This window comes from Pseudomonas sp. R1-1 (genome assembly GCF_051132135.1).
In the GTDB taxonomy this organism is placed as follows: Bacteria; Pseudomonadota; Gammaproteobacteria; order Pseudomonadales; family Pseudomonadaceae; genus Aquipseudomonas.
The window spans coordinates 5,534,625-5,555,324 of record NZ_CP071663.1; the positions used below are offsets into that span (position 1 = coordinate 5,534,625).

Here is a 20,700-nt window from a genome sequence, read left to right on the forward strand (position 1 = left end):
ATCATGAAACGCCAATTACTGCTCAGCCTTACCCTGTCGATGCTAGCCAGCACTGCTTTCGCTCTGCCCGCTGCCGATCAAGCGACTCCGCAAGTCAAATCCAGCCACGCTGTGTTCAGCCAGACCGTAGCCGCCGATGGTTCCGACCGCACCCCACAAGGCCAGACCCTGGCTGAAGGCGGTCGTGATCGCCTGGAAGAGAAAGGTCTGGTGCAAGACGGTTCGGATCGCACCCCACAAGGTCAAGCTTTGGCCTCCGACGGTAGCGAGCGCACCCCACAAGGTCAGACCCTGGCGTCCGACGGTAGCGACCGCACTCCACAAGGTCAGACCCTGGCCTCCGACGGCAGCGACCGTACCCCACAAGGCCAAACCCTGGCTGATGACGGTTTCGATAAAGCCCCACTGGGTCAGGCAATCGCCGAAGGCGGTGGTGACCGTGTGATCGAACGCAACAGCGCCTTGAGCTAAGCCCATGGTGGCCTCGAAAAAAAGCCCAATCCCCGGATTGGGCTTTTGACTTTTCTGCCCCGCTGCAACGCCTGTCCCACCTTCTCCCGTTCGACGCCGGCAAAGCCGATTTGCTAGAGTGCGACGCTTGTCCTGCCAAAGAACACGCCCTGCGATGCTGCCCCGCGCCGAACAGAAACAACAGACCCGCAACGCTCTGATGGACGCTGCCCGCCATTTGATGGAAAGCGGCCGCGGTTTCGGCAGCCTGAGCCTGCGCGAAGTCAGCAAAACCGCCGGCATCGTGCCCACCGGTTTCTATCGACACTTTGCCGATATGGACGAACTGGGTCTGGTGCTGGTCAGCGAAGTCGGCCAGACCTTCCGCGAAACCATCCGCCTGGTGCGCCACAACGAATTCGTCATGGGCGGCATTATCGATGCCTCGGTGCGGATCTTTCTGGACGTAGTCAGCGCCAATCGCTCGCAATTCCTGTTTCTGGCCCGCGAACAATATGGCGGTTCGTTGCCGGTGCGCCAGGCGATTGGCCGCTTGCGCGAAAACATCAGCGCCGACCTCGCCGCAGACCTGGCGTTGATGCCCAAACTGCAACATCTGGACATAGCCGGTCTGAGCGTGATGGCCGACCTGATCGTCAAATCAGTATTCGCCACCCTGCCAGACATCATCGACCCGCCGGCAGAAGCCTTGCCCGAGCATCTGACCCCGCAAGCGAAGATCACCCAGCAACTGCGCTTCATCTTTATCGGTCTCAAGCATTGGCAGGGGTTGGGCAGTACCGAATAACCGCCGCCGCCCCCATCTTTGTGTAGGAGTGAGCCTGCTCGCGATAGCGGTATGCCAAGCGAAGCATCTCTACCTGACATACCGCTATCGCGAGCAGGCTCACTCCTACAAAGGTGCAGCGACGCCGCATTGATTTGGTGCATGACAAAATCTTCATGCACCAAAACCTTCCAGAATCCTCCCGCCTGTTGAAAGATCAGCCACGCGCCGACAGCCATTTCCTACAGATCGGCCGATTGGCGCGGCCCTTGCTCTAGCCTGATCATTGTCCATTGCTGGAAGATTTCCGATGCTGGTGATTCACCGCAGAATCGACCCTCAACCCGTCTGGGCCGCCGAGTTGCACCTGACCTTCGAAGCGCGCAGCAAGAGCCGTTTGCGCTGTTTCAGTGCCGAGGGCGAAGACGTCGGGTTGTTTTTGGAGCGCGGCCAGCCGCCGTTGCATGACGGCGAATGCCTGCAAGCCGAAGACGGCCGCATCGTCCGCGTCTGCGCCCGCCCCGAGCAATTGCTGCACGTCACCTGCGCCAGCGCGTTTGAATTGACCCGCGCCGCCTATCATCTGGGCAATCGTCATGTTGCCCTGCAAGTCGGCGATGGCTGGTTGCGCCTGCTCGACGATTACGTACTCAAGGCCATGCTCGAACAATTGGGCGCGCAGGTCGTCGCCATTGAGGCGCCGTTCCAGCCGGAACACGGCGCCTACGGCGGCGGCCATCATCATTCACGCCATGGCGACGAAGATTTCAACTACGCGCCGAAACTCCATCAGTTCGGCGTACGCCTGTGAATCCGGCCTGGGCGCTGTTGCGCCTGGCCAGTCCGCAGTTGCCGATTGGCGGTTACAGCTATTCGCAAGGTCTGGAAATGGCGGTGGACAACGGCCGGGTCAACAACCCGGACAGCGCGCGCCGCTGGATCAGCGATCAGTTGCTGCTCAACCTGGCACGCTTCGAGGCGCCGCTGCTGCTTGCGCACTGCCAGGCGGCCGCCGATGAACACTGGGCCGAGCTGCTGCAAATCTGCGAACTCCATCGCGCCAGTCGCGAAACCCGCGAGCTGCATCTGGAGAGCCGGCAGATGGGCTACTCATTGCAGCAACTGCTCAACGGCTTGCCGGAGCTCGACGCGCCTGCGCGTGCCTTTCTTGAACAATGCGCCGAACCGCACCTGGCCCTCGGTTGGGCTCTGGCCGCGCGTGCCTGGCAGATCAGCCCACAGGATGCCCTCGCCGCGTGGCTGTGGAGCTGGCTGGAAAACCAGCTCGCAGTGCTGATGAAAACCCTGCCGCTCGGCCAGCAAGCCGCGCAGCGCCTGACCAGCGAACTGCTGCCGCTGCTGCAGCAAGCGCAGCAGGACGCGACCCGCATCGACCCTGACCACCTCGGCAGCGCCGCATTCGGCTTGTCCCTGGCGTGTATGGCCCATGAGCGCCAGTACAGCCGCCTCTTTCGCTCTTAGGAGAACCATCAAATGAATACCCAACCTCTGCGCGTCGGCATCGGCGGCCCGGTCGGTTCCGGCAAAACCGCATTGACCCTGGCCCTGTGCCTGGCCCTGCGCGAGCGCTACAACCTCGCCGTGGTGACCAACGACATCTACACCCGCGAAGACGCCGATTTCCTCGTGCGCAACGAAGCTCTGGCCCCGGAGCGGATCATTGGCGTGGAAACCGGTGGCTGCCCGCACACGGCGATCCGCGAAGACGCCTCGATCAACCTCGAAGCGGTCGATCAACTGAACCGGCGCTTTCCGGGCCTCGATCTGATTCTGGTGGAATCCGGTGGCGACAATCTTTCCGCAACGTTCAGCCCGGAACTGTCCGACCTGACCATCTACGTGATCGACGTGTCCGCCGGCGACAAGCTGCCGCGCAAGGGCGGTCCGGGCATCTGCAAGTCCGACTTGCTGGTCATCAACAAAATCGACCTGGCGCCGCTGGTGGGCGCCTCGCTGGAAATGATGGACAGCGACACCACGCGCATGCGCAACGGCAAGCCGTTCGTTTTCAGCAATCAGAAAACCGGCCAAGGCCTTGAGCAGATCATTGCCTTCATCGAACGCCAAGGCCTGCTGAGCGCAGCCTGATTCACTTATCAACAAGGAAGCTTATCCATGACACTTAAACGCATTCTTGGCGCCGTTGCGCTGCTGCTGACCCCGGCGCTGGCCTTTGCCCATCCCGGGCATGGCGACAGCGGTCTGATCGCAGGCATCAGCCACCCGATCGGCGGCCTCGATCATTTGCTGGCAATGCTCGCCGTCGGTTTGTGGGCGGCGCAACAGCAAGGCGCGGCACGCTGGGCGCTACCGTGCACGTTTGTCGGCACCATGCTGCTCGGCGGCCTGCTGGGTTTTGAAGGGCTGCAATTACCAGCACTGGAAAGCGGGATTGCCGCCTCGGTGCTGGCGCTGGGTCTGGCGGTGGCGCTGGCGGTGCGTCCGCCGCTGGTCATGGCGGTGGCCTCGACTGCGCTGTTTGCGTTGTTCCATGGCGTGGCGCACGGGCTGGAGTTGCCGGAAATGAGCAGTCCGTGGGCGTATGCAGCGGGTTTCGTGGTCGCCACGGCCGCTTTGCATGCCGCCGGCTATGGCGTGGTGCGCGTGTTGCCGCAGGCTGCGGCGCCGCTGGTGCGGTTGGCGGGTGCGGCGTCGGCGGCGACTGGCGTGTGGTTGCTCGCCGGTTGATTATTTAGCGTCTGCACCGGCCCCATCGCCAGCAGGCTGGCTCCCACAGGTTTTGTTTACAGCGCAAATCCACTGTGGGAGCCAGCCTGCTGGCGATGGCGGCCTGACCGACACCGCGTCGCTAAAGGCTGCTGCTCTGCTACCATGTCGCGCAATCGCCCTTGCCCGTGACGACGTCCGCTCATGCCCCACGCTTGCCGCTCCACCGCCCTGCCTGAATTGACCGCCCTGTTCGGCGCTGTGCAACAGCACTTCGTCAACGTGATCGTGCCGCTCTGGCAAGGTCCGGGCTGGAACGCCGACATGGCGTTGCCGTATGAGGCGCTGGACGCCACACAGCAACCGCTGCCCGTGCAACGCTATCGGGCCATGGCCTGCGCGCGGCAGCTGTACCTGTTTTCCAGCCTGATCGGGGTTGTGGATAACGCTGAAGTTCGCGCAGCAGCGCTGTTCCGTTCGCTGCAACGGCATTTTCACGATGCCGAGCACGGCGGCTGGTTCTACAGCGTCGATGCCCAGGGCAAGCCGCTCGATCAGCGCAAAGACCTCTACACCCACGCCTTCATCCTGTTCGCCTGCGCGCATTACCGGGCAAAGTCCGCTGATCCGCTGGTCGAGTCAACCTTGAATGCCGCGCTGGAAATCATTGGTCGTCGCTTCGCCACCGGCGATGGTTTGTATGAGGCGTGTCTGGATCGAGACTGGATGACGCTGCAAACCGGTCCGCTGCAAAACCCGCTGATGCATCTGGCCGAAGCGTTCCTCGCGACGCTGGCCGTGCGCGAAGACCCGCAGACCCAAAAGGACCTGCTCGAATTATGCACAGCGATGCACAAGCACTTCGTCGATCCGCAATATGGCGTATTGATGGAAAAACCGCTCGGCGCTGTGGATAACTGGTATGAACCGGGCCACCAGTTCGAATGGTATTTCCTGCTGCAATCCTCGCCGCTGCTACGCGATTCGAAATTGCACCGGGCGCTGGATCGCGCTTTCGCCTTTACCGAGCAATACGGTGTGCTCGAAGCCTGCGGTGCAGTGCGCGCCATGCTTGATCTGGAAAGCAACGGACGGCCACGGGATTCGACTCAGCGGATCTGGGCTCAGGCGGAATATCTACGTGCGCTGACACTGCGCCCGGACTGTGAAGCGGCGGTTCTGCGCCAATTGCAGGCGTTGCAGCAGCGGTTCCTGCATGCCGGCGGCTGGTATGAGTGTCGGGATGAGCAGGGGAAAGTCAGCCGCAAGGACATGCCTTCCACCACGCCCTATCATTTGGCGACTTGCTACAGCGGTCTGGCTGAATATCTGCGCTGACCGATAAAGCGCTTTCGCGAACAGGCTCGCTCCCACAGGCGAACATATTCCAATGTGGGAGCCAGCCTGCTGGCGATCAGCAGTGGCGCAGTTTCAAGCCTTGTTCCGCTCAATGGCAAATCCAGCCCAGGTCTGGCTCACCGGCATCAATTCCAGGCTGTTGATGTTGATGTGCGCCGGGGTGTTCATCACCCAGAAGATTGTCTCGGCAATGTCCTGCGGCTGGATCGGCTCGGCACCGGCGTAGGTCGCGTTGTAGCGCTCCTGATCGCCGGCGAAACGCACCAGCGAGAACTCGCTTTCACACAGCCCCGGCTCTATGTTGCTGACCCGCACGCCGGTGCCCTGCAAGTCGCAACGCAGGTTCAGCGAGAACTGTTTGACGAAGGCCTTGGTCGCGCCATATACGTGGCTGCCCGGATAGGGGTAGTTACCGGCGATGGAGCCAAGGTTGATGATGCCAGCGCCACGGCCGTGGCCGATCAGACGCGGCAGCAACAGGCGCGTGGCGTACATCAGGCCTTTGATGTTGGTGTCGACCATGGTGTCCCAATCATCCAGATCGCACTTCGGCGCCGGGTCGACCCCCAGGGCCAGCCCGGCGTTGTTGATCAAGCCGCGCAGGGTGGCGAACGACGGTGGCAGATTGGCGATCGCCTGCTCCATCGCTTGGCGATCACGCACATCAAGCACCAGACCATGCACTTCGGTCTGTTTCGACAGCTCGGTGCACAGCGCATTGAGGCGTTCTTCACGACGGCCGGTCAGCACCAGTTTCCAGCCAGCCTCGGCAAAACGACGGGCACAGGCTTCACCAAAACCGGAGGTCGCGCCGGTGATAAACAGGGTGTTGGACATCGTGTTCTCCTTGCTTCGGCCGCCGCGGCAGCCCTTGGAATAGAAAATCAGCAGGCAGCATGCCCGCCCGCGCTTTTACGGGCAACTGCCATAAGCTGTATAAAAAACAACCAAACCTGTCGACACCACGGCCAGCGTGGCCTGCAGCCATATACACGCATGTTATCCACAGTCCGTTCCACAGATTCCGGGGGCAAGTGGAAATACCCAAAGCCCCGCCACACAAGGCTTTGCGGGCGAAACAGAAAGTTTTTTGCTTGACCCGGCAGTGGCAGTTATGCCGGACAGGGCATCCTTCACGATAGAGCGCTCAGCGCAGTGATTGCGCAAGGCCAGTGCTGACGGCCCTTGGCGAAGTCTTTCCAGAGTTTAATCACAGACTTATCCACAGGCATGCGTGCAGCAGAGAGGCCGTGCTCGCGGCACGATAAAAGGGTTGACAATGGCGCTTGCCGCTCCCTCAAAATCACCCGATCAAAAAACGATCAATCGCCTGCAAGCCCCGTCATACAAGGCCTTCAGCCGACTACACCCACGTTATTCACAGCCAGCTCCACAGCAAACGGGGACAAGTCAAAACCGTGGAAAAACAGGCGTTTGCAGCGTCTATATGTCGCGCTTTGGCAGCTTGGTGGATTTGTTTTCCACAATGCCGAACACACGCATTTCCCTTGTAGGAGTGAGCCTGCTCGCGATAGCGGTTTTCCAGCCGACATTACCGTTGACTGCTACACCGTAATCGCGAGCAGGCTCACTCCTACAGGGGTTGTGTCGGATGGTAGAGATAAAAAAACCCCGACATTTGCATGTCGGGGTTTGTGGACAACTTGTGATTAATCAGTGCCCGCCCAGATAGGCGTTACGCACCTCCTCATTCACCAGCAGCTCTTTACCGGTGCCGGACAGGCGAATTTCGCCGTTGACCATGACATAGGCGCGGTCAGACAGCTTCAGCGCATGATTGGCGTTCTGCTCGACGAGGAAGATCGTCATGCCGGTTTTCGCCAGCTCGCGCAGCGTTGCGAAGATCTGCTTCACTACGATCGGCGCCAGCCCCAGGCTTGGCTCGTCGAGCAGCAACAACTTCGGCCGACTCATCAACGCCCGGGCGATGGCGAGCATCTGCTGTTCGCCACCGGACATGGTCATTGCCCGCTGGGTGCGCCGCTCTTCGAGCCGTGGAAACAGCTCGAACATGCGCTGCATGTCCTCTTTGGCGTACTTGTCGCCAATCGGGATAGTGCCCATCAACAGGTTTTCCTCGACGGTCATATCGGGGAATACCCGCCGCCCTTCCGGCGATTGCGCAATGCCGTTGGAAGCGATGTAGTGCGATGACTTGTGGGTGATGTCGACGCCCTGGTAGAGAATCTGTCCGCCCGCCGCGCGTGGCTGGCCGAAAATCGACATCAGCAAAGTCGATTTGCCGGCGCCGTTGGAGCCGATCAGGCTGACGGTTTCGCCTTCGTTGATCTGCAGCGAAACGCCCTTGAGCGCCTGGATCGGGCCGTAGAACACATCGAGGTTTTTCAGTTCGAGGATGGGTTGGGTCATGCCACTTCCTCTTCATCGGCGCCCAGATAGGCCGCGATCACTTTCGGGTCGTTGCGGATCGCGTCCGGCCCGCCTTCGGCAATCACGATGCCGTGGTCCAGTACCACGATGTGGTCGGAAATGCTCATCACCATGCCCATGTCGTGTTCGATCAGCACCACGGTCAGATCATGCTCGTCGCGCAGCAGCCGGATCATCGCGCTCAGCGCTTCGGTTTCCTGAGGGTTGAGGCCGGCGGCCGGCTCGTCGAGGCATATGATCTGCGGCCGCGTGCACATGGCCCGGGCAATTTCCAGACGACGTTGCTGACCGTAGGACAGTTCCCCGGCGAGGCGGTTGGCGCAGTCGACCAGGTCGACCACTTCAAGCCAATAGAACGCGCAGTCCAGCGCATCGCTTTCGGCCTTGCGGTAGCCCTTGGTGTTGAGGATGCCGGCAAGCATGTTGCGGTTGACCCACATGTGTTGGGCCACCAGCAGGTTTTCCAGCACCGACATTTCCTTGAACAAGCGAATGTTCTGGAACGTCCGCGCCAGACCGGCACGGTTCACCAGATGGGTGCCGCCGAACATTTTGTAATACAGCCGACTGAGGAAGGACTTCGGCGAGACGAAGTCGGTCGGTTTGAACGACTCGCCCAGCAACTGGATGACGTTGGTCTGCTGGCCGCGCACGTTCAGTTCGATCTTGCCGCCCGAAGCCTTGTAGAACCCGGTCAGGCAGTTGAACACCGTGGTCTTGCCGGCGCCGTTGGGGCCGATCAGGGCGAAGATCGAGTTGCGTTTGACCTTCAGGCTGACATCGCTCAAAGCCTTGATGCCACCGAAATGCATCATCAGTTTTTCAACGGAGAGTACGACTTCACTCATGGCGCAGCCCTCTCGTAATGAATGGCACCTTTGCGTGGTTTGACTCCGGAGCGGCTGATTCGGATAAGCCCGCGTGGTCGCCAGATCATCATCAGCACCATCAGGATGCCGAACAGCAGCACGCGATATTCAGCGAAGCCACGCAGCAGTTCCGGGGCGACGGTGAGCACGAACGCCGCGATCACCACACCGATGGTCGAGCCCATGCCGCCGAGCACGACGATGGCGAGAATCAGCGCCGATTCGAAGAAGGTGAACGAGGTCGGGTTGACGAAGCCCTGATAGGTGGCGAAGAACACCCCGGCCAGCCCCGCGGTCGACGCACCGATGGTGAACGCCGAAAGCTTGACCAGTACGTGATTGAGACCCATCGAGCGGCAGGCAATCTCGTCTTCGCGCAACGCTTCCCAGGCACGACCGACCGGCATTTTCACCAGACGATGCTTGATGTACAGCACCGCCAGCACTACCAGGAACAGCACCGCGTAGATGAAGTAATACTTCACGTCCGGGTTGTAGGTCAGGCCGAAGAACTCGTGAAACGGCACCCCGCCATCCTTCGCGCGCTTGCCGAACTCCAGACCGAAGAACGTTGGCAGTGGCGCCGGCATGCCGTTCGGGCCGCCGGTCAGCGACAGCCAGTTGTTCAGCACCAGACGAATGATTTCACCGAAGCCCAGGGTCACGATCGCCAGGTAGTCGCCATGCAGACGCAACACAGGGAAACCGAGGATGCAACCGGCAAGGCCCGCAGTGATTGCCGCCAGAGGCAGCACCGTCCAGAAACCCAGACCGAGGTACTGGTAACCCAGCGCCAGGCCATAGGCGCCGATGGCGTAGAACGCCACGTAACCCAGATCGAGCAGACCGGCCAGACCGACCACGATGTTCAGGCCCAACCCCAGCAGGACGTAGATCAATCCGAGAATGACCACCCCCAGCAGATAGGAGTTGGAAACAAACGGCACAATGATCGCCAGCACAATCATCAGCGGGATGATCCAGCGCAGCCGCGACTTGTAATCCGGCGACAGCACGTGCACGCCGGAGCCGCTGCTTTCGAAGCTGTCGAGGATTTTCAGGCCTTTGGGCGTTTGCAGGAACAGGCTGAGGGCGAAGCGGCCGGCCATGACGATGGCAATGATCCACGCCACGCGGGTCGATTCCAGATTGAAGCTGTAGCCGTCGAGCACCACGCCGACAATCGGTCCGAACACGATCAGGGCAATCAGGCCGGCGAGAATCGCCTCGACCAGGCTTTTTTTGATATCGATGGATTTTTCAGTGGTTGTTGAAGACATCGCTTACACCTTCGACACAAGAGGACGGCCCAACAGACCTTGCGGTCGGAAGACCAGAACAAGTACGAGCAGCGAGAAGCTGAACACGTCTTTGTAGTCGGAGTTGACCAGGCCGGAGAACAACGACTCGGAGATGCCGAGGATGATCCCGCCGAGCATCGCACCGGGCAGTGAACCGATCCCGCCGAGTACCGCTGCGGTGAATGCCTTGATGCCGATGATGAAGCCGGCATAGAAGTCGAAGGTGCCGTAGTTCATGGTGATCAGCACGCCGGCCAGTGCCGCCATGGCTGCACCGATGATGAACACGTAGGAAATCACCCGGTCGGTGTTGATCCCGAGGATCGAGGCCATCTTGCGGTCTTGCTGGGTGGCCCGGCACATGCGCCCCAGCTTGGTGTATTTGATGATGTAGGTCAGCAACCCCATGCCGACGAAAGCGGCGATCAGGATGAAGACTTTGGTGTAGGTCAATTGCACGAAGCCGGTCCCGACTTCGACACGCCAGGCACCGGTCAGCAGGGTAGGCACGCCCTGTTGTTTGGCGCCCTGGGCGATCTGTGCATAGTTTTGCAGAATCAGCGAAATACCGATGGCGCTGATCAGCGGTGCCAGTCGGGTCGAGTTGCGCAGGGGTTTGTAAGCGACGCGCTCAATGACCCAGCCATACACCGCCGTAACCACGATGGTGAAGATCAGGGTGCCGAGCATCAGCAGCGGGAAGGATTCAATACCGAAGTAAGCCAGCAGAGCCAGACTGATTGCCGCCAGGTAAGCAGAAATCATGTAAACCTCGCCGTGGGCGAAGTTGATCATGCCGATGATGCCATAGACCATTGTGTAGCCGATGGCGATCAGGCCATAGACCGACCCGAGGGTCAGGCCGTTGACCAGTTGCTGCAGGAAAATACCATCCATAACGCAATCTCACGCAGTGAGAACCTGCGCGCCCTGGGCGCTCGGTTCTTCTAGGAAAAATACAGATTTACGTCGGAGCAATGTCGGAGTGTGATCATCGGACCACCACCGCCCCCTGTAGGAGTGAGCCTGCTCGCGATGACGGACTGACAGGCAACACATGTGTCGAATGTTCAACCGCTATCGCGAGCAGGCTCACTCCTACAAGGGAACCGTGGTGATCAGATGATCACCTCAGCCCTTACTTCTGTTTTTCCAGCTGGTGGTATTTGCCGTCCTTGTCCCACTGGTAAACCACGTAGTCGGAGACTTTCAGGTCGCCCTTGGCATCCCAGGTCTTCTCGCCCATCACGGTTTTCACCGGGTTGGCTTTCAGCCACTTCGCCGCCGCTTCGCCGTCGTTTTTCTTCGCGCCGTTGAATGCAGCTGCCAGGGTCTGGACCGAGGCGTAGGCGTACAGGGTGTAGCCTTCAGGCTCGGTGCCGGCCTTGCGGAAAGCATCCACTACGGTTTTGCTTTCTGGCAGCAGGCGCGGGTCGGCGCCGAAGGTCATCAGCACGCCATCGGTGAATTGCGGACCGCCAGCGGTGGTCACCAGTTCGTCGGTCACGATGCCGTCATCGGACATGAATTTGACGTCTTTCAGACCTTGTTCACGCAACTGGCGAACCAGTGGACCGGCTTCCGGGTGCAGACCGCCGAAGTAGACGACGTCGGCACCGGCGCCACGGATCTTGGTAACGATGGTGCTGAAGTCTTTCTCGCCACGGGTCAGGCCTTCGTACAGCACCGGTTTGACGCCGCGTTTTTCCAGCTGAGCCTTGGTGGCATCTGCCAGGCCTTGACCGTAGGTGTCCTTGTCATGCAGCACGACGACTTTCTTGCCCTTGAGCATGTCGACGATGTAATCGCCGGCGACGATGCCCTGCTGGTCGTCACGCCCGCACATGCGGAACATGGCGCTGAGGCCACGCTCGGTGACTTGCGGGTTGGTCGAACCCGGGGTAATCGCGATGATTCCGGCTTCGTCGTAGATTTCCGAGGCTGGAATGGTCGAAGAAGAGCAGAAGTGACCGACCACGCCGGCGACTTTCTGGTTGGTTAGGTCCTTGGCGACCGTCACGGCCTGCTTCGGTTCGCAGGCGTCATCGCCCTTGACCAGAACGATTTTCTCCCCGTTGACGCCGCCCGCCGCATTGACTGCGTCAGCCGCTGCCTGTGCCCCTTTCATGTACTGCTCGCCAAACGCCGCGTTGGCGCCCGTCATTGGACCCGCTACACCGATCTTGATATCAGCTTGAGCAAACGCAGAAACACCCAGCGCAGCAGCTACTGCGAGGGCCAGAAAGCCTTTCTTGTAAAACGTCTGGGACATGAGGTGGTGCTCCAAGGTTTTTTTAGTTGGCACTGCGACTTCACTTCACTCAAAGCTCAGAGCAAGGCCCGTGCCAGCGGTTTTTTATTCTTCAAAAAGTCGCTGCTTTCTTGTTATTTCGACTGTTTCGTTCCCATTTTCATTGGGCGTGCAACCGTCTAAACCGCGGAAGGTGAAACCATTGTTTTTTTCAGGCGCAACCTGCGTGCGCCATCATTGCAACCGCAGCGGCAAACGACGTGCAACCAGCCTGTAACAGCCCGCGTCACCGAACTGCACACTGCTGGTGCGGGACTGCTACAACCCGCACCATTACAGGCTAGTCGCTCGATTCAAAAGCGCCGCTTCCGGCAACAAATTTCAACACTCAAATGACGATGCGCAGGCACTGGCCCGCGTGATACAGCGAGAATCCAGCTTCGTACAGGCAACTGCGCAAGCCGACGCCGGCCAGGGGCTGCATCGGTGCAAAGGGAATCGGCAATGCCTGCGGGTCGCCATTGCATAAATAATCGGCGAAGGCTTTGCCCACCACCGTGCCGGTGGTGACGCCGCGGCCGTTGTAGCCGGTGACGGCCACCAGCCCCGGTGCCGGTTCGAACAGGCGCATCAGGTGATCGGGCGTAAAGGCAATGCGCCCGGTCCAGGTGCATTCCCACTCGACCGGCTTCAGATTGGGGAAGTAATGCTGCTGCACCCGGTCGGCCCAGGCCTTGAGAAACCAGGTCGGTTTCTGATTGCCATTGCCGAGGCTGCCGAGCAATAACCGCCCTTCCTTGTCACGGCGGATGCTGCTCAGCACCTGACGGGTGTCCCACGAACCCTGCCCGCCGGGCAGAATTTCCTGTGCGGCGTCTTCGCTCAGCGGGACGGAAGCGACCTGATAGTAATAGCCGGGAAAAAAATTGCGCTTGAGCTCGGTCCAGTCGCCTTCGGTGTAGGCGTTGGAGGCGATCACCACTTGCTCGGCGAGTACCGAGCCTTGCCCGGTCTGCACTGACCATTGCTGGCCGACGCGTTCGAGGCGGGTGACCGGTGAATGATCGAACATCTGCCCGCCAAGCCCGAGCACCGCATTGGCCAGCCCGGTCACATACGCCATCGGGTTGAGCGTGCCGGCGCGACGATCAAGTAGCGCGGCGGCGATTTTCTGCGTACCGGTGGCTTGCTCGCAGGCCTTGCCGGTCAGCAGTTCGACCGGCGCGCCACGGCGCTGCCATTGTTGTTCGCGACTGCGCAGGTCGGCCTCGCCCTTGGCGTTATGCGCCATGTGCAAAGTGCCTTCGCGGCGCAGCTGACAGTCGATGCGGTATTTATCCACAAGGCTGAACACCAGCGCCGGCGCCGCACCGAGCATGCGGTTGAGCTGGCTGCCGACCGCCTCGCCGAAGCCGGCTTCGATCTCGTCCGGTGGGATCCACAGGCCGGCATTGACCAGCCCGACGTTGCGCCCGGACCCGCCATGCCCGGCGCGATGTGCCTCGACAATGCAGACGCTTTTACCTTTTTCCAGCAAGTGCAGCGCCGCCGACAACCCGGTGAACCCGGCGCCGATCACGCAGACATCGACCTTGACCTCGCCCCTGAGCGCGGTGTGATCCGGGCGTTGTGGCGTGAGCGTTTCCCACAGACATTCTTCGCGTAACGGCATTGCCAGACTCCAACAGAAACCCAACAAACACACTGCAGATCCTGTGGGAGCGAGCCTGCTCGCGAAAGCGGTAAATCAGCCAACATCGATGTCGACTGACCTGGCGCATTCGCGAGCAGGCTCGCTCCCACAGGGGATCACCTCAATCTGCCAATCAGTCGAATGTAATGCCCTGCGCCAAAGGCAGCTCCAGCGAATAGTTGACCGTGTTGGTCTGCCGGCGCATGTAGGCGCGCCAGGCGTCGGAGCCGGATTCGCGGCCGCCGCCGGTTTCCTTTTCACCACCGAACGCGCCGCCGATTTCCGCACCGCTCGGGCCGATGTTGACGTTGGCAATGCCGCAATCGCTGCCCACCGCAGACATGAAGCACTCGGCTTCACGCACATCGGTGGTGAAGATGCACGACGACAGGCCTTGCGGCACCGCGTTGTTCAGGCGCAGTGCTTCCTCGAAGTCGCTGTAGCCGACCACGTAGAGAATCGGCGCGAAGGTTTCGCTGCAGACCACGTCGCTCTGCTCGGGCATTTCGACGATGGCCGGCGACACGTAGTAAGCGTTGGGGAACTGGTCTTCAAGCTGACGCTGGCCGCCGAACACCCGACCGCCCTCGCTCAGCGCCTGCTCCAGCGCGTCCTGCATGTTTTCGAAGCTGTGCTTGTCGATCAGCGGGCCGACCAGATTGCCTTGCAATGGATGGCCGATACGCACTTTCGAATACGCGGCTTTAAGGCGGGTGACGATTTCGTCTTTCACCGACTCATGGGCGATCAGCCGGCGCAACGTGGTGCAACGCTGCCCGGCGGTGCCAACGGCGCTGAACAGAATGGCACGCACGGCCATGTCCAGATCGGCGCTCGGGCCGAGGATCATCGCGTTGTTGCCACCCAGTTCAAGAATACTGCGGGCAAAACGCGCGGCGACCTTTGGCGCCACTTCGCGGCCCATGCGCGTGCTGCCGGTGGCGCTGATCAGCGCAACACGCGGGTCATCGACCAGCGCTTCACCGGCATCGCGACCACCGATGATGACCTGGCAAAGGCTCGCCGGCGCATCGCTGAAGTTCTTCACCACGCGATCGAACAAGGCCTGACAGGCCAGCGCGGTCAGCGGGGTTTTCTCCGACGGCTTCCATACCACCGGATTGCCGCAGACCAGCGCCAGGGTGGTATTCCACGCCCACACCGCGACCGGGAAGTTGAACGCACTGATCACCCCGACCACGCCGAGCGGATGCCAGGTTTCGCGCATGTGATGGCCCGGGCGCTCGGAAGCGATGGTCAAACCGTACAACTGACGCGACAGGCCGACGGCGAAATCGCAGATGTCGATCATCTCCTGCACTTCGCCCAGGCCTTCCTGAGTGATCTTGCCTGCTTCCCACGACACCAGCTCACCGAGGTCGGCCTTGTATTCGCGCAACACTTCGCCAAATTGGCGCACCAGCTCGCCTCGACGCGGGGCTGGCACTTTGCGCCATTGTTCGAATGCATGATCGGCGCGACTGATGTGCTGCTCGACTTCGGCCGCACCTTCCCAGTTCACCGCCGCGATGCGGCTGCCGTCGATCGGTGAATGCACCGGCACTTTGCCGTTCTGATACAGGGCCGGGTTCACACCGAGACGATCAAGCAATGCGGCAACCATGGGTCACTCCTCAAGCGAAAAACTGAATGTGTGCGGCCGCCTTTTCACGACCGGGAGGCCTTTAGTTGTAGCGTTCAATGACGGCGGCAACAAACGACCTTTACGCCAGATATCATTCCGTTTATTCATGCTGAGCATAGAAAGACAAGAAAAGGACTGGCCATGCTGAACAAACGCCACTTGCCCTCGATCACCGCGTTGCAGTGCTTCGAGGCCGTGACCCGACACCTGAGCTTCACCCGCGCGGCGGAAGAACTGAACCTGACCCAGAGCGCGGTGAGCAAACAGGTCGCGCAGCTTGAAGAGTTGTTACAGCATTTGTTGTTCCGCCGCGTGCGTCGGCGCTTGCAGATGACCCCGGCCGGGGATTTGTACCTGGTGGAAGTGAGAAAAATCCTCACCCAGGTCGAGATGTCGACGCATTACCTGCGTTCCTACGGCGGCGAAACCGAAGTCCTGCGCGTCTCCACGCCGTCGACCTTCGGCGCCCGCTGGCTGGTGCCGCGCCTGAAAGGCTGGCGCCTGCGCCATCCGTCGATCCATCTGGACCTGTGCAACGAGCAGGAGGCGGACGATTTGCTGCAAGGGCGCAGCGATCTGGCGTTCTATTTCGGTCAGGGCGCGCGACCGGGGACCGAGTGTCTGAAACTGTTCGGCGAAGAGCTGGTGCCGGTTTGCGCACCGGGCAGCTTGCCAGCTGCGCCATTGACTGATCCGACGCAACTGACCGATCTGGTCCTGCTGCAAAATGCGTCGCGACCGCAAGCGTGGCACGACTGGTTCGACAGCCAGGGCTACCAGACCGAACACAGCTATCACGGGCCGCGTTTCGAAACCTTTTATATGTGCATCCGCGCAGCGCAAGTCGGCTGCGGCGTGGCGCTGTTACCACGCTTTTTGGTGGAAGAGGAATTGGCCGACGGCAAACTGGTCATTCCGTGGGCGCATGCAATGCTCAGCACGGATGCCTACTACCTGGCGTATCCGGAGCACGCGGCGGAAGTGCCCAAGGTGCGGGATTTCGTGAAGTGGATGCTGGAGCAGATTGACAGTCCAACCTGAAATACGCCCGGTGCCCCTGTGGGAGCGAGCCTGCTCGCGAAGGCGTCGGGTCAGTCAACCTGTATTCAGCTGATACACCGCTTTCGCGAGCAGGCTCGCTCCCACAGGGCTCTGCGATGGACTTAAAAAATGCTGGCAATCCCCACCGCTGATATGCGCCACTAGCGCCATCGATATAGACCGCGCCACGGCGCGGCGCACCTGGAGACCCCGTTATGAGCGAGAGTGTGTTTGCCGATCGCATCGTGCAGAACCTGCTCGACACCGACTTCTACAAACTGACGATGATGCAGGCGGTGCTGCACAACTACCCCAACGTCGAGGTCGAATGGGAGTTCCGTTGCCGTAACAGCGAGGACCTGCGCCCGTATCTGGCGGAGATCCGCTTTCAGATCGAGCGCCTGGCCGAAACCAGCCTGAGCGGCGATCAACTGAATTTCCTTGAACGCATCAGTTTTCTCAAACCGGACTTTTTGCGCTTTCTCGGGCTGTTTCGCTTTAACCTCCGCTACGTGCAGACCGGCATCGAGAACGGCGAGCTGTTCATCCGCCTGCGCGGGCCGTGGCTGCATGTGATCCTCTATGAAGTACCGTTGTTGGCGATTGTCAGCGAGGTGCGCAACCGCCATCGCTATCACGACATGTCGCTGGAACGCGCGCGCGAGCAGCTGTACCGCAAGTTCGACTGGCTGAGCGCCAATGCTTCGGCCGATGAATTGTCGCAGCTGCAAGTCGCCGATTTCGGCACCCGCCGGCGCTTCTCCTATGGTGTGCAGGCCGAAGTGGTCAATGTGCTCAAACACGACTTCCCCGGCCGCTTCGTCGGTACCAGCAACGTGCACCTGTCGCGCGAGCTGGACATGAAACCGCTGGGCACCATGGCCCACGAATGGATCATGGCCCACCAGCAACTCGGCCCGCGCCTGATCGACAGCCAGATTGCCGCGCTCGATTGCTGGGTCCGCGAGTACCGCGGGCTGCTCGGCATCGCCCTCACCGACTGCATCACCACCGATGCCTTCCTCGGCGATTTCGATCTGTTTTTCGCCAAGCTGTTCGACGGCTTGCGCCATGACTCCGGCGATCCGGTGGCCTGGGGCGAAAAGTGCATCGCCCATTACCACAAGCTCGGCATCGACCCGATGAGCAAGACCCTGGTGTTTTCCGACAGTCTGACGCTGCCAAAATCGCTGGAGATTTTCCGCGCATTGCACGGTCGCATTAATGTGAGCTTCGGCATCGGTACCAACTTCACCTGTGATATCCCGGGTGTCGAACCGATGAGCATCGTGCTTAAAATGACCGCCTGCAACGGCCAGCCGGTGGCGAAGATCTCCGACGAGCCAGGCAAGACCCATTGCAAAGACCCGAATTTCGTCGCCTATTTGCGACATGTGTTCCAGGTTCCTGCCGATTCCAGTCTATCTAGCAAGGAGTGAATTCATGCAAGCCGTACAGCGTGAGATTGCTGAGCAGCTCAAGGTGCAACCGCCATTCGCCGATGATCAGGCCCTGCAGGCCGAAATCGTCCGGCGCCTGACGTTCATTCAGGATTGCCTGGTCAATTCCGGGCTCAAGACACTGGTGCTCGGCATCAGCGGCGGCGTCGATTCGCTGACCGCCGGCCTGCTGGCCCAGCGCGCCATGCGTGAGTTGCGCGAAAAGACCGGCGACACTGGCTACAAATTCATCGCCGTACGCCTGCCGTACGAAACCCAGTTCGACGAGCATGATGCACAGGCTTCGCTCGACTGCATCGCCCCGGACGAAATTCACACTGTGAACATCGGCCCGGCCGTCAAGGCGCTGGCCGCGCAGGTGGGTGCGTTTGAAGGCAAACCGGCGGCGTCGGTGGATTTTGTGCTGGGCAACACCAAGGCGCGCATGCGCATGGTTGCGCAGTACACGATTGCCGGTGTGGCGGGCGGTCTGGTGATTGGTACCGACCATGCGGCGGAAGCGGTGATGGGTTTCTTCACCAAGTTTGGCGATGGCGCTTGTGACCTCGCCCCGCTCAGCGGTCTGGTGAAAAATCATGTGCGCGCAATTGCCCGTAGCTTTGGTGCACCGGAGTCGCTGGTCGAGAAAGTGCCGACGGCGGACCTGGAAGATCTCTCGCCGGGCAAACCGGACGAAGCGGCGCATGGCGTGACCTATGCCGAAATCGACGCGTTTCTGCACGGTAAAACGGTGCGTGACGAGGCGGCGAAGATCATTGTCGATACGTACAACAAGACGCATCACAAGCGGGTCATGCCGTTTGCGCCCTGATCTTGTGAAGGCATGAAAAAGCCCGCTGGGGAGTGATCCTCAGCGGGCTTTTCTTTGGTCATCAATATTTCTGTGAGGCTGATGGCCTCTTCGCGAGCAGGCTCGCTCCCACAGGTTTACTTGACGACGATGGTGCCTTTCATCATCGAGATGTGGCCCGGGAACGAGCAGAAGAAACCGTAGCCGCCATCAGCCACTTTCGACACGTCGAAAGTCAGCGAGTCGGTTTCCTTGGCGCCGATGATCTTGGTGTGCGCGATGATGCGCGCATCGCCTTCCTTCAGGTAGTTCTTGTCGATACCCGCTGCCAGGCCGTCGGTAGCGATTGGCTGCATGTCAGCTTCTTTGCTGATCACCAGGTTATGGCCCATGACGTTCTTCGGCAGATTGCCGGAGTGGGTCAGCTCGACGGTGAACGTTTTGCAGCTCTTGTCGATCACGATTTCCTTGGTGTTGAAGGACATCTGATCGGTGGAGTCAACGGTGGTTTTGCACTCGGCGGCCATCAATTGGCTGCTGGCCAGCGCCAGCAGGGATACCGCAACAACTTTGGAAAACATGGTGAATCTCCAAGGCAGGGTTAACAAAAGCACTAGTGGTGGAAAGACTGCCTGAAATCTTCGCAAGTTCCTATGACTTGTGTCAAAAATTGTATACAACTTTCAGGCTATGACACTCATGGAAACAATCTAACGGCCAATTCAGGCGGCCCCACCTATGATCGGCCCATCAACCGAGACGGAGTACGATCATGTTCATCAACGGTCTGTTACGCAGTTTGCTCGCCGCCTACGCCTGTGGCGCCAGCGGCACGTTCGAATCGCCAGAGCGCGAAGTTTAGCCCTTGGTTCGAGGCGTGCCAGCCATTACCCTGTGACGGATCGACTCAGGAGTAAGGCATGTCTTTGAAATCCGTTTGTGTGTTTTGCGGTGCCAATGCGGGCGCTGATCCGGCTTACAGCGAAGCCGCCGTGGCCCTCGGCCAAGCACTGGCCGAACGGCAGCTGACGCTGGTTTACGGCGGCGGTGCCGTGGGTTTGATGGGCATTGTTGCCGATGCGGCCCTGGCCGCTGGCGGTGAAGTGCTCGGGATCATTCCGCAAAGCCTGATGGACAAGGAAATCGGTCACAAAGGCCTGACGCGTCTGGAAGTCGTCGACGGCATGCATGCGCGCAAGGCGCGGATGGCCGAACTCAGCGATGCGTTCATTGCGCTGCCCGGTGGCCTCGGCACGCTCGAAGAGCTGTTCGAAGTCTGGACCTGGGGCCAGCTCGGCTACCATCCCAAGCCGCTCGGCCTGCTGGAAGTGAACGCTTTCTACAGCAAACTGACGGCTTTTCTCGACCATATCGTCGGCGAAGGCTTCGTTCGCGCGCCACACCGTGACATGCTGCAAGTGAGCGAATCGCCGGATTCCCTGCTCGACGCCCTTGATCAATGGCGGCCGACCGTCACGCCCAAGTGGGTCGACCAAAAACCCGGTTAACCCTCGGGCACCGATACAGGGCAGAATACGCGCCGCTCAACCTCACCTTCGACCTAGAGGATCGCCCATGGCCAAACCCAATTACTCCTTCGCCAAACGTCAACGAGACCTGGCAAAGGAACAGAAGAAAGAGGAAAAGCTTCAGCGCAAGAAACAAACCGCTGAAGAAGCGGCACTGAACCCTGACGGTGAAGTGGCGACGCAAGATGATGTTGATGCACCCGATGCACCTGATGCACCGAAAGACCAGGCGCCCGACGCCTGAGCCCCACCGGGTTTGATCAGCGCATCGAACCCTGCGGATTTGTGACAGGGCTGGCGGTTCTGCTGCCGGCCCTCACAGCCCCCTTCGCGCCCCCCCGATTCCCTTGTAGGAGTGAGCCTGCTCGCGATGGCGGCGTGTCAGTCATGATATTCATCGCTGACACACCGCCATCGCGAGCAGG

Annotated in this window: 21 protein-coding genes; 12 read left to right on the forward strand and 9 right to left on the reverse strand. The window is 60.3% G+C overall.

Annotated features, from left to right (window positions below; all coding sequences use genetic code 11):
* The first annotated feature begins 3 nt into the window (after nt 1-3).
* The 7 genes from J3P75_RS24820 (at nt 4) to J3P75_RS24850 (ending at nt 5,263) form a co-directional block, all read left to right on the forward strand.
* Nucleotides 4-471 (forward strand): hypothetical protein, encoded by a 468-nt coding sequence (locus tag J3P75_RS24820; RefSeq protein WP_434708537.1) that lies wholly within the window; start codon nt 4-6, stop codon nt 469-471.
* Nucleotides 472-625: 154 nt separating this feature from the next.
* Nucleotides 626-1,258: a TetR family transcriptional regulator gene (locus J3P75_RS24825; RefSeq protein WP_093105297.1), complete on the forward strand. Its 633-nt coding sequence runs from the start codon at nt 626-628 to the stop codon at nt 1,256-1,258.
* Nucleotides 1,259-1,547: 289 nt separating this feature from the next.
* Complete coding sequence (gene ureE, locus J3P75_RS24830) at nt 1,548-2,048, forward strand: urease accessory protein UreE (RefSeq protein ID WP_434708538.1); 501 nt, start codon at nt 1,548-1,550, stop codon at nt 2,046-2,048.
* Entirely contained in the window at nt 2,045-2,719 is a 675-nt protein-coding gene (locus J3P75_RS24835) for an urease accessory protein UreF (RefSeq protein ID WP_434708539.1), read from the forward strand. Before ureE ends, J3P75_RS24835 begins: the two co-directional genes overlap by 4 nt.
* A 12-nt stretch (nt 2,720-2,731) precedes the next feature.
* Complete coding sequence (ureG, locus tag J3P75_RS24840; protein WP_434708540.1) at nt 2,732-3,346, forward strand: urease accessory protein UreG; 615 nt, start codon at nt 2,732-2,734, stop codon at nt 3,344-3,346.
* 27 nt (nt 3,347-3,373) lie between these two features.
* Nucleotides 3,374-3,946: a HupE/UreJ family protein gene (locus J3P75_RS24845; protein WP_434708541.1), complete on the forward strand. Its 573-nt coding sequence runs from the start codon at nt 3,374-3,376 to the stop codon at nt 3,944-3,946.
* 183 nt (nt 3,947-4,129) lie between these two features.
* Nucleotides 4,130-5,263, forward strand: coding sequence for an AGE family epimerase/isomerase (locus tag J3P75_RS24850; protein WP_434708542.1), 1,134 nt, complete (start codon nt 4,130-4,132; stop codon nt 5,261-5,263).
* A gap of 93 nt (nt 5,264-5,356) precedes the next feature.
* Here the strand turns inward: J3P75_RS24850 and J3P75_RS24855 are convergent, their stop codons facing one another.
* From J3P75_RS24855 to amaB, 8 genes are all read right to left on the reverse strand, one after another.
* Nucleotides 5,357-6,121, reverse strand: a complete 765-nt coding sequence (locus J3P75_RS24855) for an SDR family oxidoreductase (RefSeq protein WP_434708543.1) — start codon at nt 6,119-6,121, stop codon at nt 5,357-5,359.
* An 837-nt stretch (nt 6,122-6,958) separates the two neighbouring features.
* Nucleotides 6,959-7,675 carry an ABC transporter ATP-binding protein gene (locus J3P75_RS24860; RefSeq protein WP_203420527.1) on the reverse strand — a complete coding sequence of 239 codons (717 nt, stop codon included), beginning with the start codon at nt 7,673-7,675 and terminating at the stop codon, nt 6,959-6,961.
* A complete protein-coding gene (locus J3P75_RS24865; protein ID WP_093105315.1) occupies nt 7,672-8,544 on the reverse strand; it encodes an ABC transporter ATP-binding protein in 873 nt (290 codons plus the stop codon). The genes J3P75_RS24860 and J3P75_RS24865 overlap by 4 nt, the downstream gene beginning before the upstream one ends.
* Nucleotides 8,541-9,845 (reverse strand): high-affinity branched-chain amino acid ABC transporter permease LivM, encoded by a 1,305-nt coding sequence (livM, locus tag J3P75_RS24870; protein ID WP_434708545.1) that lies wholly within the window; start codon nt 9,843-9,845, stop codon nt 8,541-8,543. Before livM ends, J3P75_RS24865 begins: the two co-directional genes overlap by 4 nt.
* A gap of 3 nt (nt 9,846-9,848) precedes the next feature.
* Nucleotides 9,849-10,763, reverse strand: coding sequence for an ABC transporter permease subunit (locus J3P75_RS24875; RefSeq protein WP_041480712.1), 915 nt, complete (start codon nt 10,761-10,763; stop codon nt 9,849-9,851).
* A gap of 241 nt (nt 10,764-11,004) precedes the next feature.
* Nucleotides 11,005-12,138, reverse strand: a complete 1,134-nt coding sequence (locus tag J3P75_RS24880) for a branched-chain amino acid ABC transporter substrate-binding protein (protein ID WP_126359604.1) — start codon at nt 12,136-12,138, stop codon at nt 11,005-11,007.
* Nucleotides 12,139-12,505: 367 nt separating this feature from the next.
* Complete coding sequence (gene amaA / locus J3P75_RS24885) at nt 12,506-13,789, reverse strand: L-pipecolate oxidase (RefSeq protein ID WP_434708546.1); 1,284 nt, start codon at nt 13,787-13,789, stop codon at nt 12,506-12,508.
* 154 nt (nt 13,790-13,943) lie between these two features.
* Complete coding sequence (gene amaB / locus J3P75_RS24890; RefSeq protein WP_434708547.1) at nt 13,944-15,434, reverse strand: L-piperidine-6-carboxylate dehydrogenase; 1,491 nt, start codon at nt 15,432-15,434, stop codon at nt 13,944-13,946.
* Between the two features lie 162 nt (nt 15,435-15,596).
* Between amaB and J3P75_RS24895 the strand changes: the two genes are divergently transcribed.
* The 3 genes from J3P75_RS24895 to nadE all read left to right on the forward strand — a co-directional run bounded on the left by J3P75_RS24895 (nt 15,597) and on the right by nadE (nt 18,767).
* Nucleotides 15,597-16,496, forward strand: coding sequence for a LysR family transcriptional regulator (locus J3P75_RS24895; RefSeq protein WP_434708548.1), 900 nt, complete (start codon nt 15,597-15,599; stop codon nt 16,494-16,496).
* A gap of 215 nt (nt 16,497-16,711) precedes the next feature.
* The gene (pncB, locus tag J3P75_RS24900) at nt 16,712-17,935 is read left to right on the forward strand and encodes a nicotinate phosphoribosyltransferase (RefSeq protein ID WP_203420521.1); all 1,224 of its coding nucleotides are present in this window, start codon (nt 16,712-16,714) and stop codon (nt 17,933-17,935) included.
* Between the two features lie 4 nt (nt 17,936-17,939).
* Nucleotides 17,940-18,767, forward strand: a complete 828-nt coding sequence (nadE, locus tag J3P75_RS24905; protein ID WP_434708549.1) for an ammonia-dependent NAD(+) synthetase — start codon at nt 17,940-17,942, stop codon at nt 18,765-18,767.
* Between the two features lie 116 nt (nt 18,768-18,883).
* Here nadE and azu read toward each other — a convergent pair whose 3' ends face one another.
* On the reverse strand, nt 18,884-19,327 hold the full coding sequence (azu, locus tag J3P75_RS24910) for an azurin (protein WP_093105336.1): 444 nt from the start codon (nt 19,325-19,327) through the stop codon (nt 18,884-18,886).
* A gap of 339 nt (nt 19,328-19,666) precedes the next feature.
* Between azu and J3P75_RS24915 the strand changes: the two genes are divergently transcribed.
* Together J3P75_RS24915 and J3P75_RS24920 are read left to right on the forward strand one after the other, a co-directional pair.
* Nucleotides 19,667-20,254 (forward strand): TIGR00730 family Rossman fold protein, encoded by a 588-nt coding sequence (locus tag J3P75_RS24915; RefSeq protein ID WP_434708550.1) that lies wholly within the window; start codon nt 19,667-19,669, stop codon nt 20,252-20,254.
* Between the two features lie 67 nt (nt 20,255-20,321).
* Complete coding sequence (locus tag J3P75_RS24920; protein WP_332765198.1) at nt 20,322-20,519, forward strand: hypothetical protein; 198 nt, start codon at nt 20,322-20,324, stop codon at nt 20,517-20,519.
* The last annotated feature ends 181 nt before the right edge of the window (nt 20,520-20,700 follow it).

Bases quoted from the DNA above. Each gene is read 5' to 3' on its own strand.
- J3P75_RS24820 (WP_434708537.1), top strand. From the start codon at position 4: ATGAAACGCCAATTACTGCTCAGCCTTACCCTGTCGATGCTAGCCAGC.
- J3P75_RS24825 (WP_093105297.1), top strand. From the start codon at position 626: ATGCTGCCCCGCGCCGAACAGAAACAACAGACCCGCAACGCTCTGATG.
- ureE (WP_434708538.1), top strand. From the start codon at position 1,548: ATGCTGGTGATTCACCGCAGAATCGACCCTCAACCCGTCTGGGCCGCC.
- ureG (WP_434708540.1), top strand. From the start codon at position 2,732: ATGAATACCCAACCTCTGCGCGTCGGCATCGGCGGCCCGGTCGGTTCC.
- J3P75_RS24845 (WP_434708541.1), top strand. From the start codon at position 3,374: ATGACACTTAAACGCATTCTTGGCGCCGTTGCGCTGCTGCTGACCCCG.
- J3P75_RS24850 (WP_434708542.1), top strand. From the start codon at position 4,130: ATGCCCCACGCTTGCCGCTCCACCGCCCTGCCTGAATTGACCGCCCTG.
- J3P75_RS24855 (WP_434708543.1), bottom strand. From the start codon at position 6,121: ATGTCCAACACCCTGTTTATCACCGGCGCGACCTCCGGTTTTGGTGAA.
- J3P75_RS24860 (WP_203420527.1), bottom strand. From the start codon at position 7,675: ATGACCCAACCCATCCTCGAACTGAAAAACCTCGATGTGTTCTACGGC.
- J3P75_RS24865 (WP_093105315.1), bottom strand. From the start codon at position 8,544: ATGAGTGAAGTCGTACTCTCCGTTGAAAAACTGATGATGCATTTCGGT.
- livM (WP_434708545.1), bottom strand. From the start codon at position 9,845: ATGTCTTCAACAACCACTGAAAAATCCATCGATATCAAAAAAAGCCTG.
- J3P75_RS24875 (WP_041480712.1), bottom strand. From the start codon at position 10,763: ATGGATGGTATTTTCCTGCAGCAACTGGTCAACGGCCTGACCCTCGGG.
- J3P75_RS24880 (WP_126359604.1), bottom strand. From the start codon at position 12,138: ATGTCCCAGACGTTTTACAAGAAAGGCTTTCTGGCCCTCGCAGTAGCT.
- amaA (WP_434708546.1), bottom strand. From the start codon at position 13,789: ATGCCGTTACGCGAAGAATGTCTGTGGGAAACGCTCACGCCACAACGC.
- amaB (WP_434708547.1), bottom strand. From the start codon at position 15,434: ATGGTTGCCGCATTGCTTGATCGTCTCGGTGTGAACCCGGCCCTGTAT.
- J3P75_RS24895 (WP_434708548.1), top strand. From the start codon at position 15,597: ATGCTGAACAAACGCCACTTGCCCTCGATCACCGCGTTGCAGTGCTTC.
- pncB (WP_203420521.1), top strand. From the start codon at position 16,712: ATGAGCGAGAGTGTGTTTGCCGATCGCATCGTGCAGAACCTGCTCGAC.
- nadE (WP_434708549.1), top strand. From the start codon at position 17,940: ATGCAAGCCGTACAGCGTGAGATTGCTGAGCAGCTCAAGGTGCAACCG.
- azu (WP_093105336.1), bottom strand. From the start codon at position 19,327: ATGTTTTCCAAAGTTGTTGCGGTATCCCTGCTGGCGCTGGCCAGCAGC.
- J3P75_RS24915 (WP_434708550.1), top strand. From the start codon at position 19,667: ATGTCTTTGAAATCCGTTTGTGTGTTTTGCGGTGCCAATGCGGGCGCT.
- J3P75_RS24920 (WP_332765198.1), top strand. From the start codon at position 20,322: ATGGCCAAACCCAATTACTCCTTCGCCAAACGTCAACGAGACCTGGCA.